Genomic DNA, 15575 nt, shown 5'->3' with positions numbered 1-15575 from the left:
TCCGCACCCGCTATCATCTCAGCGTTTAAAACGGGTACGGTCATGTAATAGTTATGGCTGACAAAAGTCAGATGACGGCGTGCTTGAGCTGTTCTAATTGATCACGGTAATGCCCGGCTAGTTCAAACTCCAGATTCTTCGACGCCTCATACATTTTATCTTCGAGTTGATTCATCGCTTTAAGTAACTGCTTTGAAGTCATTGTAGCTGGATCAAATTGGTAATCTCCGGCTTTATCCGCTACTTTTTTCGCGGTACGTGCGGCTTTACGTCCGGGTATAGTCGAAGCACCTTCCATAATATCCGCCACTGATTTAGTGATTCCCTTCGGTATAATACCGTGAAGCTTATTATGAGCCGTTTGCTTTTCACGACGTCGATCTGTTTCTGCAATCGCTCGCTCCATTGAGCCGGTAATGCGATCAGCATAGAGAATCGCCCGTCCTTTAATATGCCGCGCCGCGCGGCCTATTGTCTGTATCAGCGCCGTATCAGAACGCAGAAAGCCTTCTTTATCAGCATCCAGAATCGTTACCAGCCCGACTTCCGGCATATCTATACCTTCCCTGAGCAAGTTAATCCCCACCAGCACATCAAACTCACCGATACGCAGGTCACGAATAATTTCTACCCGCTCAACTGTATCAATATCGGAATGAATATAACGTACTCTGACATTATGCTCGGCCAGATATTCGGTCAGGTCCTCTGCCATTCGCTTGGTTAGCACGGTGACAATAACCCGACAGTTATCGACGACCACCCGATTGATCTCCTCCAGCAGATCATCTACCTGCGTGGAGGCCGGACGAATTTCAACGATAGGATCAACCAAGCCTGTTGGCCGCACCAATTGCTCTACTATTTGACCGGCATTCGCGGCTTCATAACGGCTGGGTGTCGCTGATACAAAAATCATTTGCGGTGCCAGCTTCTCCCACTCATCAAAACGCAGCGGCCGGTTATCTAATGCCGACGGTAAACGAAAACCATATTCAACCAAGGTCTCTTTACGTGAACGGTCGCCTTTATACATGGCACCTAACTGTGGAATGGTAACGTGCGATTCATCAATTACCACGAGCGCATTAGCGGGAAGGTAATCAAACAATGTCGGCGGCGCCCCCCCTTCTTCTCTGCCTGAAAGATAGCGCGAGTAGTTTTCAATCCCCGAGCAATAACCCAGCTCCATGATCATTTCCATATCATACATAGTGCGCTGTTCAAGGCGTTTCAGTTCTACTAACTTGTCGATTTCACGCAGATACTCGAGACGCTCGTGCAGCTCTACTTTAATTTTTTCAACCGCTCCCTCTAAAATTTCACGAGGGGTAACATAGTGCGATTTGGGATAAACCGTCGCGCGCGGTACTCTGCGTAACACTTCACCGGTTAACGGATCAAAATAACTCAGGTTTTCAATTTCATCATCAAACAGCTCGATACGTAGCGCTTCTTTTTCCGATTCAGCCGGAAAAATGTCAATCACATCGCCACGTACGCGATAGGTACCCCGATGCAGCTCCACATCGTTTCTTTTATATTGCATCTCAGCCAATCGACGCAGTATATGGCGCTGATCAGCCACATCACCCCTGTCCAGATGCAGCATCATTGACAGGTAAGATTTAGGATCGCCCAAACCATAAATTGCCGACACCGTTGCTACGATAATGACATCTTCACGCTCTAGCAGCGCTTTTGTGGCCGATAGACGCATCTGCTCGATATGCTCATTAATCGACGCATCTTTATCAATAAAGGTATCCGATGAAGGCACATACGCTTCCGGCTGATAATAGTCATAATACGAAACAAAATACTCAACAGCATTATCGGGGAAAAACTCTCTGAATTCGCCATAGAGCTGCGCAGCCAATGTTTTATTGTGCGCTAAAACAATCGTAGGACGTTGCACTTGAGCAATCACGTTGGCGATGGTGAAAGTTTTACCTGACCCGGTCACACCCAGCAACGTTTGCGCAACCAGGCCGTCATTAAGCCCCTCCACCAATCCTTTGATGGCCTCAGGCTGATCGCCTGCAGGTTCGAAAGGTGAGTTAACTCTGAAGCGCTGTTTCATATTACCTACTATCTCGTGGATCACATCAGTCAAAGAATCGAACGCGTTAGTATACGCACTCGATACGATAACGTCTTAATTATTGATCTCGGATGGATAAAAGCGGAGGGACGGAATGTTACGAATTTTATAATATAGTGTACTGCTTGAACATTCCTGTATAATTTTTCAGCTTAATTGAGCGACTTTCCTTAAATTTTTCATAGAGGATTATGAAGTGGACGTCCAACTTTCAGACCGCGTTAACAGCATTAAACCTTCTCCTACATTAGCTGTAACCAACCGCGCTGCAGAACTGCGTGCATCAGGCAAAGATATTATTGGTCTTGGCGCTGGCGAACCCGATTTCGACACCCCTGAGCATATTAAAGAGGCGGCTATTGAAGCGCTGCATAATGGCTTCACGAAGTACACCGCTGTCGATGGCACCGCAGGTCTGAAAAAAGCAATTATTAACAAATTTAAAAATGATAACGGTCTGCACTACGAAGCTAACCAGATTTTAGTCTCGTGTGGCGGCAAGCAGAGCTTTTTTAACTTATCTCTGGCATTGCTGAACAAAGACGATGAAGTCATTATTCCCGCACCTTACTGGGTTTCTTACCCTGATATGGTTTTGGTGGCTGACGGCAAACCTGTGATCATCACAACGACGCAGGAGCAGCGCTTCAAAATCACACCCGCCCAGCTGGAAGAAGCTATTACTCACCGCACCCGTTTAGTGGTGCTTAATAGCCCATCGAACCCGACAGGTGTGGCTTATACGCTGGCAGAGCTTGAAGCATTAGGCGCAGTACTGAGAAAATTCCCGAATATATTAGTCGCTACCGATGATATGTATGAGCACATTCGTTTTAATGATTTGCCATTCTGCAATATTCTGAATGCATGTCCTGACCTGTATGATCGCACTATTGTGCTGAACGGCGTGTCCAAAGCCTATTCAATGACAGGCTGGCGAATCGGTTATGCGGCAGGTCCTTTCAAGCTGATTAACGCTATGAAAAAGGTACAGTCACAGAGCACTTCTAATCCGACTTCTATCTCACAAGTCGCTGCTCAAGCAGCCCTTGAAGGGGGTAATGTGTGCGTAGAGAAGATGGTTATTGCATTCAGGCAGCGTCACGAATATGTGGTAGCCGCACTGAATGAGATTGAAGGCGTTGAGTGCATCCCGGCGGACGGGACTTTTTATGCATTTCCGAGTTTCCAGAAAATCATTGATAACGACGCGCGTTTTAATGATGACATTGAACTGGCCGAGTTTCTGCTTAACGATGCAGGCGTAGCCTTGGTACCTGGCTCTGCTTTCGGCGCTCCAGGCAATATGCGCCTTTCATTTGCCACCGGTATGGATATCTTGAAAGACGCCATTAGCCGCATAAAAACAGCGCTCAATAGCTAAATTCACTGCTATTTTAACAGTCAATCAAACGCCGGATTCTTCCGGCGTTTTCGAGTCTGCCAAGTATCAACCGCCATTCAACGGTCTGTTGTCAAAAAAACAACAATCTTTACCCTTCTGTTCACTTGAACCTCGTTACGATTAATTTATAATGATTTTTAAATTTAGAACGATCGGTCTAGTTAAATATTATGGCACAAGGCAGACACACCGCACACAACCGGGAAAACCTTCTTGAAAAAGGCATGGAACTCTTTAAGCAGCAGGGCTATCACGGTACTGGCTTAGCCGCCATTCTGCAGGCCTGCCAAGTGTCTAAAGGTTCTTTCTATAATTTTTTCGGCAATAAAGAAAATTTTGCAGTCGAAATAATTGAACACTATCACTCTATTGAATGTAAACGCTGGGAATCAGAATACGCGAAAATAGAAGGTCTTCAATTTCAAAAAATGCGCATACAGCTTGAGAAAGAAATTAATAAATTTGAATCTGAAGATGATAATTATGGCTGCCTGATCGCCAACCTTTCCGGAGAGCTGGGCAATGCATCTCACGCTTTTAAAGAAGCTATCCGTCATTCAACAGCCTATGTACTGGAGGCCATTGAGCAAGACTTCAAACAATGCCAGTCAGACGGCAGTGTCCGGGATGATTTAACACCCAAACAGCTCGCCCGTCTTTTCTGGGATAGCTGGCAAGGCGCATTACTGCGCATGAAAGTTAACAGCTCGACCGCTCCGTTACATGAATTGGTTGATCTGTACTGGAACCATATTTTACTGCCACCCAAAGAGAAATAATCGATGATCACACTTAAAAAACAGTGGCTAGTCCCCACACTCATACTCTTAATGTCCTCCACTCCTTTGCTGGCAGCCGAAGACGAAAAACCTCGTGGGCTTCCTGCTGAAGTGGTTAAAGTCGAAACATCCACATTAACTCATACACTAAAAGCCGTCGGCACACTGGAAGCACGCGAAAGTGTGATCATTCGCCCCGAGCAAAACGGCCTGATTAACAAAATCCTGTTCAAGGAGAGTCAACCCGCCAACAAAGGTGACGTTCTGTTTGAACTGAATGCAGACTCTTACCACGCAGAAGTCGCGCAAGCGCAAGCGCGGGTTAGCTTAAGCCTGAATGAATACAAACGTGCCGAAAAACTCCTGACGCGGCGCGTTGGTTCTGAAAATGATCGGGACTCTGCCCTTGCGCAGTTGCGTGTAGACGAAGCGCAGCTTGAAGTAGCCCGCACGCTACTGCGTAAGATGACGATTAAAGCCCCTTTCAACGGTGTTATCGGCTTGCGTAATGTAGGCCCCGGTGATTACGTATCAGCTGGGCAGGATCTTGTGCAATTGTCTGACATTGGCCAGATGAAAGTCGAATTCAGTTTACCCGAAACAGTATTGGGCCAAATTAAAAACGGCCAGACCGTATCATTATTGGTTGCTGCCTATCCAGACAGCCCTTTTTCTGGCGAGATCTATGCAATATCCCCCACCATCGATTCGCGTAGCCATAGCGTTAAGGTTAAAGCGCGTATTGATAATGAAACAGGGCAATTGCGCCCGGGTTTATTCGCGACTATCAATGTCTCGCTGGGTGCAGACGATAATGCACTGTTAGTTCCCGAAGAAGCCATCATTCCAAACAACAACACTTTTTTAGTGATGCGTATGGATGAAAATAACACCGTAGCAATGGTACCCGTCACTTTAGGTGTACGCCAGAGTGGACAAGTTCAGATTCTAACCGGCTTACAAGCAGGCGATGTAATAGTCACGGCCGGACACATGAAACTACGTCCTGGCATGCCCATTACACCACTATTCCCTAAACCTCAAAACACGGCTCAACAGGAAGGCTAATAGCTCATGGTTTTATCTGATATAAGCATAAGGCGACCCGTACTGGCGATTGTTATGAGCCTGCTAATCTTATTAGTGGGTATTATTTCTTACGATCGCCTAACCGTTAGGGAATATCCAAAAATTGACGTACCCGTGATCACCGTAGAAACTAATTATGCCGGTGCCAGCGCAACGATTATTGAGACACAGGTCACGCAAATAATAGAAGACTCTCTATCGGGCATCGAAGGCATAGATTTTATGACCTCGATCAGCCGATCTGAGAAGAGTCAGATTACGATCAACTTCAAACTGGATCGAGACCCCGATGCGGCAGCGAGCGATGTTCGCGACCGTGTGGGACGCGTGCGTGGCGCGCTACCTGATGATATTGATGAGCCTATCGTGGCAAAATCAGAAGCGGATGCACAACCCATTATCTGGCTGGCATTTTCCTCTGACCGTCACTCGCCTATGGAAGTATCTGATTTTGCAGACCGCCGCGTCAAAGACCCGTTACAAACGGTTCAGGGCGTTGCCAATGTTCGCATTGCGGGTGAACGCCGCTACTCAATGCGCCTATGGCTAGACCCGGACCGTTTAACCTCCTACAGCCTGACACCGGGCGATATAGAGACAGCACTGCGCGCGCAGAACCTTGAAGTGCCTGCAGGTCGTATAGAAAGCACTGAACGCGAATTCAGTGTACTGACCAATAGCGACCTGAATACTATTGCCCAGTTTGAGTCCGTTATCGTTCGTAATGATGACAGCTACCCTATTCGCATTCGCGATGTGGCCCGCGTCGAGATTGCGCCTGAATCTGAGCGCATTATTGGCCGCTTCAATGGCAAGAATGCCGTCGCTATGGGTGTGGTTAAACAATCAACGGCTAACCCACTGGATGTATCCAACGGTGTAAAAGTCGAAATGGAACGCATCAAACAGATTCTACCCGAAGGCATGCAAGTTAATATCGCCTACGATTCCTCCATATTTATCCAGGCATCCATTGATTCCGTTTTCAAAACACTGCTCGAAGCCGGTATTCTGGTGGTGATTGTTATCTTCTTTTTCCTCAGAAATCTGCGCGCTACGTTAATCCCGATAGTAACTATACCTTTATCGTTGATCGGTGCTTTCTCGGTCATGTATGCGCTCGATTACTCGGTGAATACATTGACCTTGCTCGCCATGGTGCTGGCGATTGGGTTGGTAGTCGATGATGCCATTATCATGCTGGAAAATATCTTCAGACATGTAGAAGAAGGCATGTCTCCCATTAAAGCCGCCTTTGTCGGTAGCCGCGAGGTAGGTTTTGCCATTGTCGCGACCACACTCACATTGGTTGCCGTATATGTACCTGTCGCCATGACACCGGGCCGGACAGGAAAACTCTTTACCGAGTTTTCAATGACACTGGCCGGTGCTGTGTTAATTTCAGGTTTTATAGCCTTGAGCTTATCGCCTATGATGAGTTCTCGCATGCTAAAACATGACAAGAAACATTCTTTTGTATTTAACCTGATAGAACGCTTATTGAACGCCATCACCAACGGTTACCAGCGCTTACTGGGCGCGTTACTGCGCTACAGCTTCGTTGCAGTGGTCATCATGGTAGGCAGCACTTATGGCGCATGGTACTTCTATGATCAGCTACCGAAAGAGCTCGCCCCGGTAGAAGATCGCGGCACAATCATGACATTCTCAATCAACCCGGATGGCTCATCTGTTGATTATGTTAATCGCTACTCTAAAGCGGTTGAGCGCATCATTTCCGGCGTGCCGGAACAGACGCGTTACTTCACCGTGGTGGGTTTCCCTTCTGAAACAAACTCATTGTCATTTATAGGCTTGCAACCATGGGACGAACGCGACCGCAAACAACAAGCCATAGCGGCTGAACTCACGCCTAAATTGTATGGCGGCGTGACCGGCAACATGTCATTTGCCATGAATATGCCGTCACTCGGTCAAAGTATTATCTCCCGCCCGGTTGAATTTATGATCAAATCTAACGGCACCTACGCTGATTTGAAGATAATTACCGATAAGCTGATGGCAGAAGTTTATAAAAATCCGATGTTCGTCCAGCCTGATACTGACCTTAAACTCAACAAACCTGAGTTACAGATTGATATAGACCGTAATAAAGCCTCTGAAATCGGCGTGCCGGTTGAACGTATTGGGCGCACACTGGAGAGCTACATTGCCGGCCGCAACGTCACCCGCTTTAAGAAAGATGGTGATCAATATGATGTGATTATTCAGGTCGAGAAACCGCAACGCAATAACCCTAGCGACCTCTCCGGACTATACGTACGCAGTGACAGCGGTGACATGGTTCAGATGTCAAATGTGACCACTATCCGTGAAACAGTAGCGCCTCGCGAACTGAATCACTTCGATAAAGTTAAAGCGGTAAAACTACAGGCAATGCTAGCGCCTGGTTTCAGTATTGGTGAAGCACTCACCTTCCTTGAGACGACACTGCAAGAAGTTGCACCCGAAGCCAGCTATGACTATGGCGGACAGTCACGCGAGTTCAAAGACTCAAGTGGAGGATTACAAACCACCTTCATTCTGGCACTGGTCTTTATATTCTTAATTCTGGCGGCTCAGTTTGAAAGCTTTAAAAATCCGTTCATCATTTTACTGTCAGTTCCTCCCGCTATTTGTGGTGCACTTTTTGCATTATATTACTCCGGAGGGTCTATCAGTATTTATAGTCAAATAGGTATCATTACCCTGATTGGCCTGATTGCGAAACATGGTATCCTGATTGTAGAATTTGCTAATCAATTGCAGGAACAAGGCTACCAAGTCCGTGATGCTGTTATGAAATCCGCAACCTTGCGCTTACGTCCCATTTTGATGACAACCGGCGCAATGGTACTGGGCACACTGCCTTTAGCATGGGCGACAGGCGCGGGTGCAGAATCGCGCCAACAGATAGGCTGGATTATTGTGGGGGGAATGCTTTTCGGTACGTTAATGACGTTGTTTGTCATCCCGACCGTTTATAATTTCCTGGGTAAACGCCGCCCAAATACCGTTGAACAAGAATATGCCGAATCGATACAGTAAGGACTAGCTTAATGAAATTTATATCATCAACCATTCGCTCTATCATTGTTGCCAGCCTGTGCAGCACGGCCTTCAGTGCAACGGCAGGCTCACTGGAAGACGTTTATCAGAAAGCACGCTTAAATGACCCGCAATTAAAGATCGCTGAAGCGATTTACCGTGTCAACAAAGAAGCCCTGCCTCAAGCACGTGCAGGATTGTTGCCCAGCATTAATGCGTCAGCTAATACCACCTATACCGACAGTGATGCGGCGTCGTTTAACAACCATGGTTATTCGGTCAGCCTGGTTCAGCCGGTTTTTTCTGCCGCTAAGTGGTTTACTTATCAGCAGGGAAAAACATTGGATGATCAGGCGATTTTTCGCCTTGATCAGGCACAACAAAATCTCATTCTGCGTTCGGTAGAAACCTACCTTAACGTCTTACGCGGCAAGAGCAATCTGGAAACCGCCGAATCACAAGAGCGTGCGATCAAACGACGTCTTGATCAAGTGAATGCGCAGTTTGAAGTCGGTCTGATTGCCATTACTGATGTTCAAGAATCACAAGCCTCTTATGACAACGCACGTGTCAGCCTGATTGAAGCAGAAGGCGCATTGGATAATAGCTATGAAGCACTGGAACGCCTGACAGGCGAAACCATTACTAACATAGAACTACTGAGTGAAACCTATCCAATCCAGGAATTGCAGCCGAGCAATCCCGAAGCATGGCTAAAAAAAGCGCTCGCTGGGAACATCAGCTTACAATTAACAAAAACAGACATTGAAGTCGTGCAGAAAAATGCTCAGATCGCAACATCAGGTCATTATCCTACGGTAGATTTGAATGCAACCTATGACCGTGACAAAGGTACGAGCAGCAGCAATACATGGAATGATAGCAATATCGTAGGACTGACGTTTAGCCTGCCTCTTTTTCAGGGCGGAGCCACGAGTTCGAAAGCTCGTGAGGCTTATGCTCAGCTTGATGCAACCCTGCAAACACACGAAGATACAACGCGCAGTGTTACGCAATCGACTCGCAGCTTGTTGCGTAACATTCGAACGAATGTACAAAGTGTTGCGGCGCGCCTGCAAAGCATTGTTTCCAGCCAAGCCGCATTGGATGCGACGAGCGAAGGTTTCAATGTAGGCACACGCAACGTAGTCGATGTATTGGCTGCTGAACAGGCTCTTTATGCGGCTAAACGCGACTATGCAAGCGCGCGGTTTGATTATGTTCTTAACCTGTTTACGTTCAAACAGCAGATTGGAACACTCAGCCCTGAAGACCTGAGCAGCCTTGATCAATGGCTTGTTAGCGAAGGTTAATCTGCTCTGAAGACCTGAGCAGCTCATAAAAAAGCCCGCATTTGCGGGCTTTTTTAATGAACTATTTTTTAATGAACAGTTTCTTAATGGACAATGGGATTGTCGCCATCACCTTCAGGAAGAATAATATGGCCCGCACCGTCTTTCCCTAAGGCCCCTTTGCTTTCTGCCAGCTCTAATAGCTGGTCCAACAAAATATGCGTCAAGTGTCCGCTAATGATAATACCTGCGGGCGGATCTCCCTCAAACAACTCTTCATCAACCATATCATCAGGGCGCAAACCTAACAGCAGAGGGTTTTCAACGATTAACGGTGCGATATCTTCCGGCGCAAAAATAGCGTAGTTACCTGACACCTGTAACGCTAGTTGATAGGCTTCATGGACTTCAGTTTCCAGCAACTCAAGAAACTCATTTTCTGCGGCCTGAAATATTGTCGTTAATAGACTCGGCCCTCTTTTTGAAAGATTTTTTGTGGCGGCATCAGAGCGACTGTAGTCTGCCGTCACTGGATAATTGCGACTCGGATCAAGCTCAGCATCTTCAACCAGAATATGGCCGTCATCATCAACATCCAGCCAACCATTGGCAACCGCTAAGCCTAATAAACTCTCTAATGCTGCCATCACTATATTGCTGGATATAATAGCACCCACCGCAGGGTTATCACGCTCACGCGAGTCTGCAATTAAATCACTCGCCCGCGTCGCCAATAAAGTAGGATCTTCATTCACAATGTCTGCCAGCAGATCAGTAGCCAGATAAAGTTTTTCATGGCATAACTTTTCAGCGGTCAAAAAGGGCTGAGAAAAATTATTAGCGTCCATGCGTTGCAGGTATTCCTTACGCACATCTTCAAGGATATCAGTCAGTAGTTGACTCATGTAAGTCTCTCAGCCGGTTGATCGTGTTTGTAAAAAGTATTATTGAAAGGTATGGCTCAAGGATGATAACGAATACTAATGAATCGTAATCCCGATAGGCGAAATGGCATGTTTAAGCTCATCAAACCCTTCCCGTAATTCAGATAACGGTCTCAGGCTATAATCAACAGGATCTGGCGGCAGCTCAATCCAATCGAGTGACCATACACGCGTCATGAGTTCATATTCACCAATCAATGCATCCAGAAAAATCATCACCGCTTCGACTCTCGGATCCATATCCAGCATAAAAGAAACATCATGCATATAAATCGCAAGGTGAAGCTTATTTTCAATAGAGCTTAGCGAATACCAGTAATCGGACAGCTCACACACTTCATCCGCCACATTAATAAAGCGGGGTATCGGATCATAGCGATGATTAAATGCGGTAAAGCGTATGCCACTCAGATCCGGGGCTGCACCGACCAGACTCAAAACCGAATGGATAGATTCAGGATAACCATCACAGCCAAAGATCATCTCTACTGGCCCGTCATCCTCATCCCGCTCAAAATGAAACGTTAGATTTTCATCAATCTTCTGCAATGTATCGCGGTACTCTGAGAGCAAGCTATCGGCATCAAACTGATTATCCTGCCGACTCGTCAACAACTGATCAATCGTCAGTTCCAACTGGTGCCAGAAATCTTGTATTCTTTTATTGTGATGCTGCTGCATTAGGTACGTGGCACAACAACGCCAGTCTGGCCCTGATATTTACCCTTACGATCACGATATGACGTTTCGCAGACTTCATCAGCACCCAGGAATAGCATTTGAGCAATTCCTTCATTGGCATAAATTTTTGCAGGCAATGGAGTTGTATTCGAAAATTCCAGCGTAACGTGACCTTCCCACTCAGGTTCAAGTGGCGTCACATTAACTATGATACCGCAACGCGCATAGGTACTTTTCCCCAGGCATATTGTCAGTACATCACGTGGGATTTTGAAGTATTCAACCGTCCTTGCTAACGCAAAGGAATTAGGTGGAATAATACAAACATCAGACTGTACATCAACAAAACTATCAGGATCAAAATCCTTAGGATCGACAATGGTAGAATTAATATTCGTGAATATTTTAAACTCGTCAGCACAACGAACATCATAGCCATAGCTTGAGGTACCATAAGAAACGATTGCTCCTTTATCGGTAGTCCGGACCTGATGAGGTTCGAACGGAGAGATCATCTCATGTTCCTGCGCCATACGGCGAATCCAGCTATCTGATTTAATGCCCATTACACCTTCCACGAAGTAAAAATTAAAAGCGCGTAATTATAGAGTTTTTTAGATGAAAAAACCGCATTTATCTACGAAAAATGCGGTTATACTCTGTTAATTAATGCTTTGTATTTATATCTGCTTATTTACACCTGACTATTGAAAACACTACAAGCCACTTAAAACATGACAGGTAACTTAAAATCCGACCAGTAAAAACCGGCCCGCTTAATCTTCGATGATATTAATCTGCGGTACTTTTTTAGCACTTCCCGCCTTATCATCCATCTTAACCATCAACTGTTTTGCAATATCACGATAAACCATCGTCACATCACTTTCTGGTTCGGCAACAACGGTCGGCTGACCCGAGTCCGCTTGTTGACAAATCTTTAGCGTCAGCGGCAATGACCCAAGCAGCTCTGTATCATAGTCACGTGCAATTCGCTGCCCGCCACCTGCTCCAAAAATGTGTTCTTCATGCCCACACTGACTACAAATATGTGTGCTCATATTTTCGACAACACCCAGTACGGGAATGTCGACTTTACGGAACATTTCAATGCCTCTTTTAGCATCCAGCAAAGCGATATCCTGCGGTGTTGTCACAATAACGGCACCATCAACAGCGACTTTCTGCGCCAGCGTCAGTTGAATATCGCCGGTACCTGGTGGCATGTCGATCAGCAGATAATCCAGATTCTCCCATTGCGTTTGCGTAACAAGTTGCTGCAACGCGCCACTGGCCATAGGGCCACGCCACACCATTGGGGTATTTTCGTCAATCAGTAAACTGATAGACATCGCCTGAATACCATGAATATAAACAGGTTTCATGCCTTTATCGCCCACGGGTTCTGGGCGGGTGCCTGAAGGTATTCCCAGCATCATTCCTTGACTCGGCCCATAAATATCCGCATCAAGAATCCCAACCTTTGCGCCTTCAGCAACCAGAGCTAATGCAAGATTGACCGTTGTTGTCGACTTACCTACACCTCCTTTACCGGAGGCGATAGCGATGATGTGTTTTACGCCAGGCAAACCTGATGCTTTTGCAGGTGCTTGCATGCTTAACTCCACTGAAAGACGGTCAAACCGTCTATAACCTAGTAATATTGTCGGTTATTATGCCTTGATTTTCAGGGATTGCAAACCACCGGGGAGCATTCGTATCGCCAACAGAGTTCCGACAAATGCCATGAGTGTAAGACCATAGAGCAACCATGACTCACTCCATTGCAGCAATGAAAAAATCACCGTTAAAATAAGTCCACACAGCATCGATATATTTTGTATAAAATTATTTCCCGCTAACACTTTACCCCTATGCTCATCAGGCGCATGTAACTGAATCAGTGCATTTAATGGAATAATCATCAATGCACCACTCGCCCCTATTAAGAAAAAATCAGCGGCTGCCCACATCAAAGAATCAAGGAGCGGCAACAAGAAAAGACCGAGCGTTACTCCCATCGCACCCACTGGAATCAAACGTTTATTAATATGATGACGAGAGAACTTAGCGGCTAGCACGGAACCCAGCATAATACCGATACCCGCCAACGCCATGGCGCCCTGAATCACAAACGTATTGACCTCACCCAAGGCAGTTTCAGCAAAAGAAGGATAGACCGCCAGCATCACCTGACTAATCGTCCAGAAAATGGACAAACCAAAGATAGAGAGAATAACCGTTTTATCCTGCCAAATAGCGCTCAAGTTGTGCTTTAACAACTGCGCTTTAGCATAAGCAGACCAGTTAAAAGCGACTTCAGAATGAGCGTTATGCTGATTCGGGAGCTGCTGTGTTAGCAGTGCTTCTATCACTGACGCGATCACTAAAACCCAACCCAGTGGAGCAATCGACTGAAGAATTTCAGCAGGGCCGTATCTGGAAATATCTATGCCTGAAAGCAGAGTTTCGAATAATAATGAAAAAACCACGATGCCCGATAAAATCGCTATCATGGTAGCTGACTGCACCCAACCATTGCCTTCACTCAGTTTATCCGTGCCTACTAAGTCACGAATAAAACCATATTTAGCCGGCGAATACAGCGCACTTTGCAGAGCAAGAAGCAGGGTCATGGCAAATGCCACTTCAAACCAACCTTGGTAATAACTCAAGGTAATTAATAGTGTAATCAGAACAGCAACCCGTGCCGACCAACGCATCACCTGCGGCTTGGAAAAACGATCGGAGAGGTAACCGGCAGGCGATAAAAGCAAAATAAAAGGCAGTAAAATCAGCCCATTGACTACAGCTGTCAAAACAACTTGCTCAGGTCCATCATAGACTTTAAACAAGGTATTCTGGACGATGATTTTATGACCTAAATCGATGAATGCATTGATGAAAGCAACCGCAACAAATGCGACAAAGCCTTTTACTTTCAGCAGACTTAACATATAACCTCCGATGGCGGCCGTCACCGTTACTAGAATTACAATTCAGATCACTGCATACCTGATCGACAGCCCCTGATTCATAAAAATACAGCAATGATGACGGTCTAATGCCGCGCTGCTATCGTGTGCTAAATACGTGTCAGATAAACACCGCATTCGATATGGTGAGTATAAGGAAACTGATCAAATACCGCGAAGCGTTCAATCTTATGTGTCTGAGTAATTGATTTTAAATTTTCATGTAGCGTGACCGGGTTACAACTGATGTAAACAATATGCTCATACTGCGCTACCTGCGTAACCGTTTCGTCATCCAAACCCGAACGTGGCGGATCAACTAACACTGTTGAAAACTGACACGCTTCCAGATTCAGCCCCTCTACTTTACGGGTCTGCTTTTTACCCTGAAGCACCAACGTCAAATCTTCAGAAGGCATCCGCAGCACATCAAGATTAGTAATGCCGTTCACTTCGATATTGTATTCAGCGGCGCGCACCGATGTTTTGGATATTTCGGTAGCGACCACACGACCAAAATTCTGCGCTAGCGGTATTGTGAAAGTTCCACTGCCGCAGTAAAACTCGACAAGATCACCGCCAGCATTTTGAGTCACATCCAGCACCCAATGAATCATATCGCGACAGACTTTACCATTAGGCTGGGTAAAACTATTTTCTACCTGTTTGTACTCGTAAATCCTGCCATTAATATCGAGCTTCTCGATGACAAAATCCCGTTCTACAATCATCTTCTTCTTGCGTGAGCGACCCACAATATCAATATTAAAACGCTCTCGTAAACTTTGTACTTCTTGCACCCAAATCTCATCAATCTGACGATGGTAAAGCAAGCTAACCAGCAACTCACCAGACAGGGTGCTGAGAAAATCAACCTGAAACAATTTAAAGCGCAGCAGGGGATTTTCCCGAATGACATCAAGCAGATCGAACATCACTTCCCGAATACGCGGCGCAACCATCTCACACTCATCCACTCGGATCGGGTTGCGGTTATCACCTGGTTCGAACATCACATAATAAAGATCATCATTGTCATGCCACACGCGAAACTCTGCCCGTAACCGGTAATGCGTCTTCGGTGACGCAAAAACTTCTACTTCAGGCAATTCAAAATCAACAAAACTATCGCGCACACCTGCAACCTTGTCGGCCAGTAGTCCATCATAGCGTTCGGGCTGAATATCAGATAGTGCCATAAAAACCTCTAAACTCTAAACAAAGGAAGGGGGAGTAAAAACAGAGCGACGCATTTTAT

At 46.0% G+C, this 15575-nt stretch carries 12 protein-coding genes; 5 read left to right on the top strand and 7 right to left on the bottom strand.

What is annotated here, in order from left to right:
• Positions 1–67: 67 nt before the first annotated feature.
• Entirely contained in the window at positions 68–2083 is a 2016-nt protein-coding gene (gene uvrB, locus Nant_RS03735) for an excinuclease ABC subunit UvrB (RefSeq protein WP_054340289.1), read from the bottom strand.
• A gap of 217 nt (positions 2084–2300) precedes the next feature.
• Here uvrB and Nant_RS03730 point away from each other — a divergent pair, with 217 nt between their 5' ends.
• The 5 genes from Nant_RS03730 to Nant_RS03710 all read left to right on the top strand — a co-directional run bounded on the left by Nant_RS03730 (position 2301) and on the right by Nant_RS03710 (position 9738).
• Entirely contained in the window at positions 2301–3488 is a 1188-nt protein-coding gene (locus Nant_RS03730) for a pyridoxal phosphate-dependent aminotransferase (protein WP_054340288.1), read from the top strand.
• A gap of 191 nt (positions 3489–3679) precedes the next feature.
• On the top strand, positions 3680–4288 hold the full coding sequence (locus Nant_RS03725; protein WP_054340287.1) for a TetR/AcrR family transcriptional regulator: 609 nt from the start codon (positions 3680–3682) through the stop codon (positions 4286–4288).
• Between the two features lie 3 nt (positions 4289–4291).
• A complete protein-coding gene (locus Nant_RS03720; protein ID WP_054340286.1) occupies positions 4292–5356 on the top strand; it encodes an efflux RND transporter periplasmic adaptor subunit in 1065 nt (354 codons plus the stop codon).
• A 6-nt stretch (positions 5357–5362) separates the two neighbouring features.
• The gene (locus Nant_RS03715; protein WP_054340285.1) at positions 5363–8425 is read left to right on the top strand and encodes an efflux RND transporter permease subunit; all 3063 of its coding nucleotides are present in this window, start codon (positions 5363–5365) and stop codon (positions 8423–8425) included.
• 11 nt (positions 8426–8436) lie between these two features.
• On the top strand, positions 8437–9738 hold the full coding sequence (locus tag Nant_RS03710; RefSeq protein WP_054340284.1) for a TolC family outer membrane protein: 1302 nt from the start codon (positions 8437–8439) through the stop codon (positions 9736–9738).
• A gap of 83 nt (positions 9739–9821) precedes the next feature.
• Here Nant_RS03710 and Nant_RS03705 read toward each other — a convergent pair whose 3' ends face one another.
• The 6 genes from Nant_RS03705 to trmA all read right to left on the bottom strand — a co-directional run bounded on the left by Nant_RS03705 (position 9822) and on the right by trmA (position 15516).
• Positions 9822–10622, bottom strand: coding sequence for a hypothetical protein (locus Nant_RS03705; protein ID WP_054340283.1), 801 nt, complete (start codon positions 10620–10622; stop codon positions 9822–9824).
• A gap of 75 nt (positions 10623–10697) precedes the next feature.
• On the bottom strand, positions 10698–11342 hold the full coding sequence (locus Nant_RS03700) for a hypothetical protein (protein WP_054340282.1): 645 nt from the start codon (positions 11340–11342) through the stop codon (positions 10698–10700).
• Positions 11342–11908, bottom strand: a complete 567-nt coding sequence (dcd, locus tag Nant_RS03695) for a dCTP deaminase (protein ID WP_054340281.1) — start codon at positions 11906–11908, stop codon at positions 11342–11344. The genes Nant_RS03700 and dcd overlap by 1 nt, the downstream gene beginning before the upstream one ends.
• A gap of 210 nt (positions 11909–12118) precedes the next feature.
• Complete coding sequence (gene apbC / locus Nant_RS03690) at positions 12119–12958, bottom strand: iron-sulfur cluster carrier protein ApbC (protein WP_076496035.1); 840 nt, start codon at positions 12956–12958, stop codon at positions 12119–12121.
• A 57-nt stretch (positions 12959–13015) separates the two neighbouring features.
• Positions 13016–14299 carry an MFS transporter gene (locus tag Nant_RS03685; protein ID WP_054340280.1) on the bottom strand — a complete coding sequence of 428 codons (1284 nt, stop codon included), beginning with the start codon at positions 14297–14299 and terminating at the stop codon, positions 13016–13018.
• 128 nt (positions 14300–14427) lie between these two features.
• A complete protein-coding gene (gene trmA, locus Nant_RS03680) occupies positions 14428–15516 on the bottom strand; it encodes a tRNA (uridine(54)-C5)-methyltransferase TrmA (RefSeq protein ID WP_054340279.1) in 1089 nt (362 codons plus the stop codon).
• Positions 15517–15575 lie beyond the last annotated feature (59 nt).

The sequence above is a fragment of the Neptunomonas antarctica genome (assembly GCF_001305295.1).
GTDB classification, from domain to species: Bacteria; Pseudomonadota; Gammaproteobacteria; order Pseudomonadales; family Balneatricaceae; genus Neptunomonas; species Neptunomonas antarctica.
Note: the sequence above shows the minus strand (reverse complement) of the source record. Positions and strands in the feature narration are given on the sequence as shown.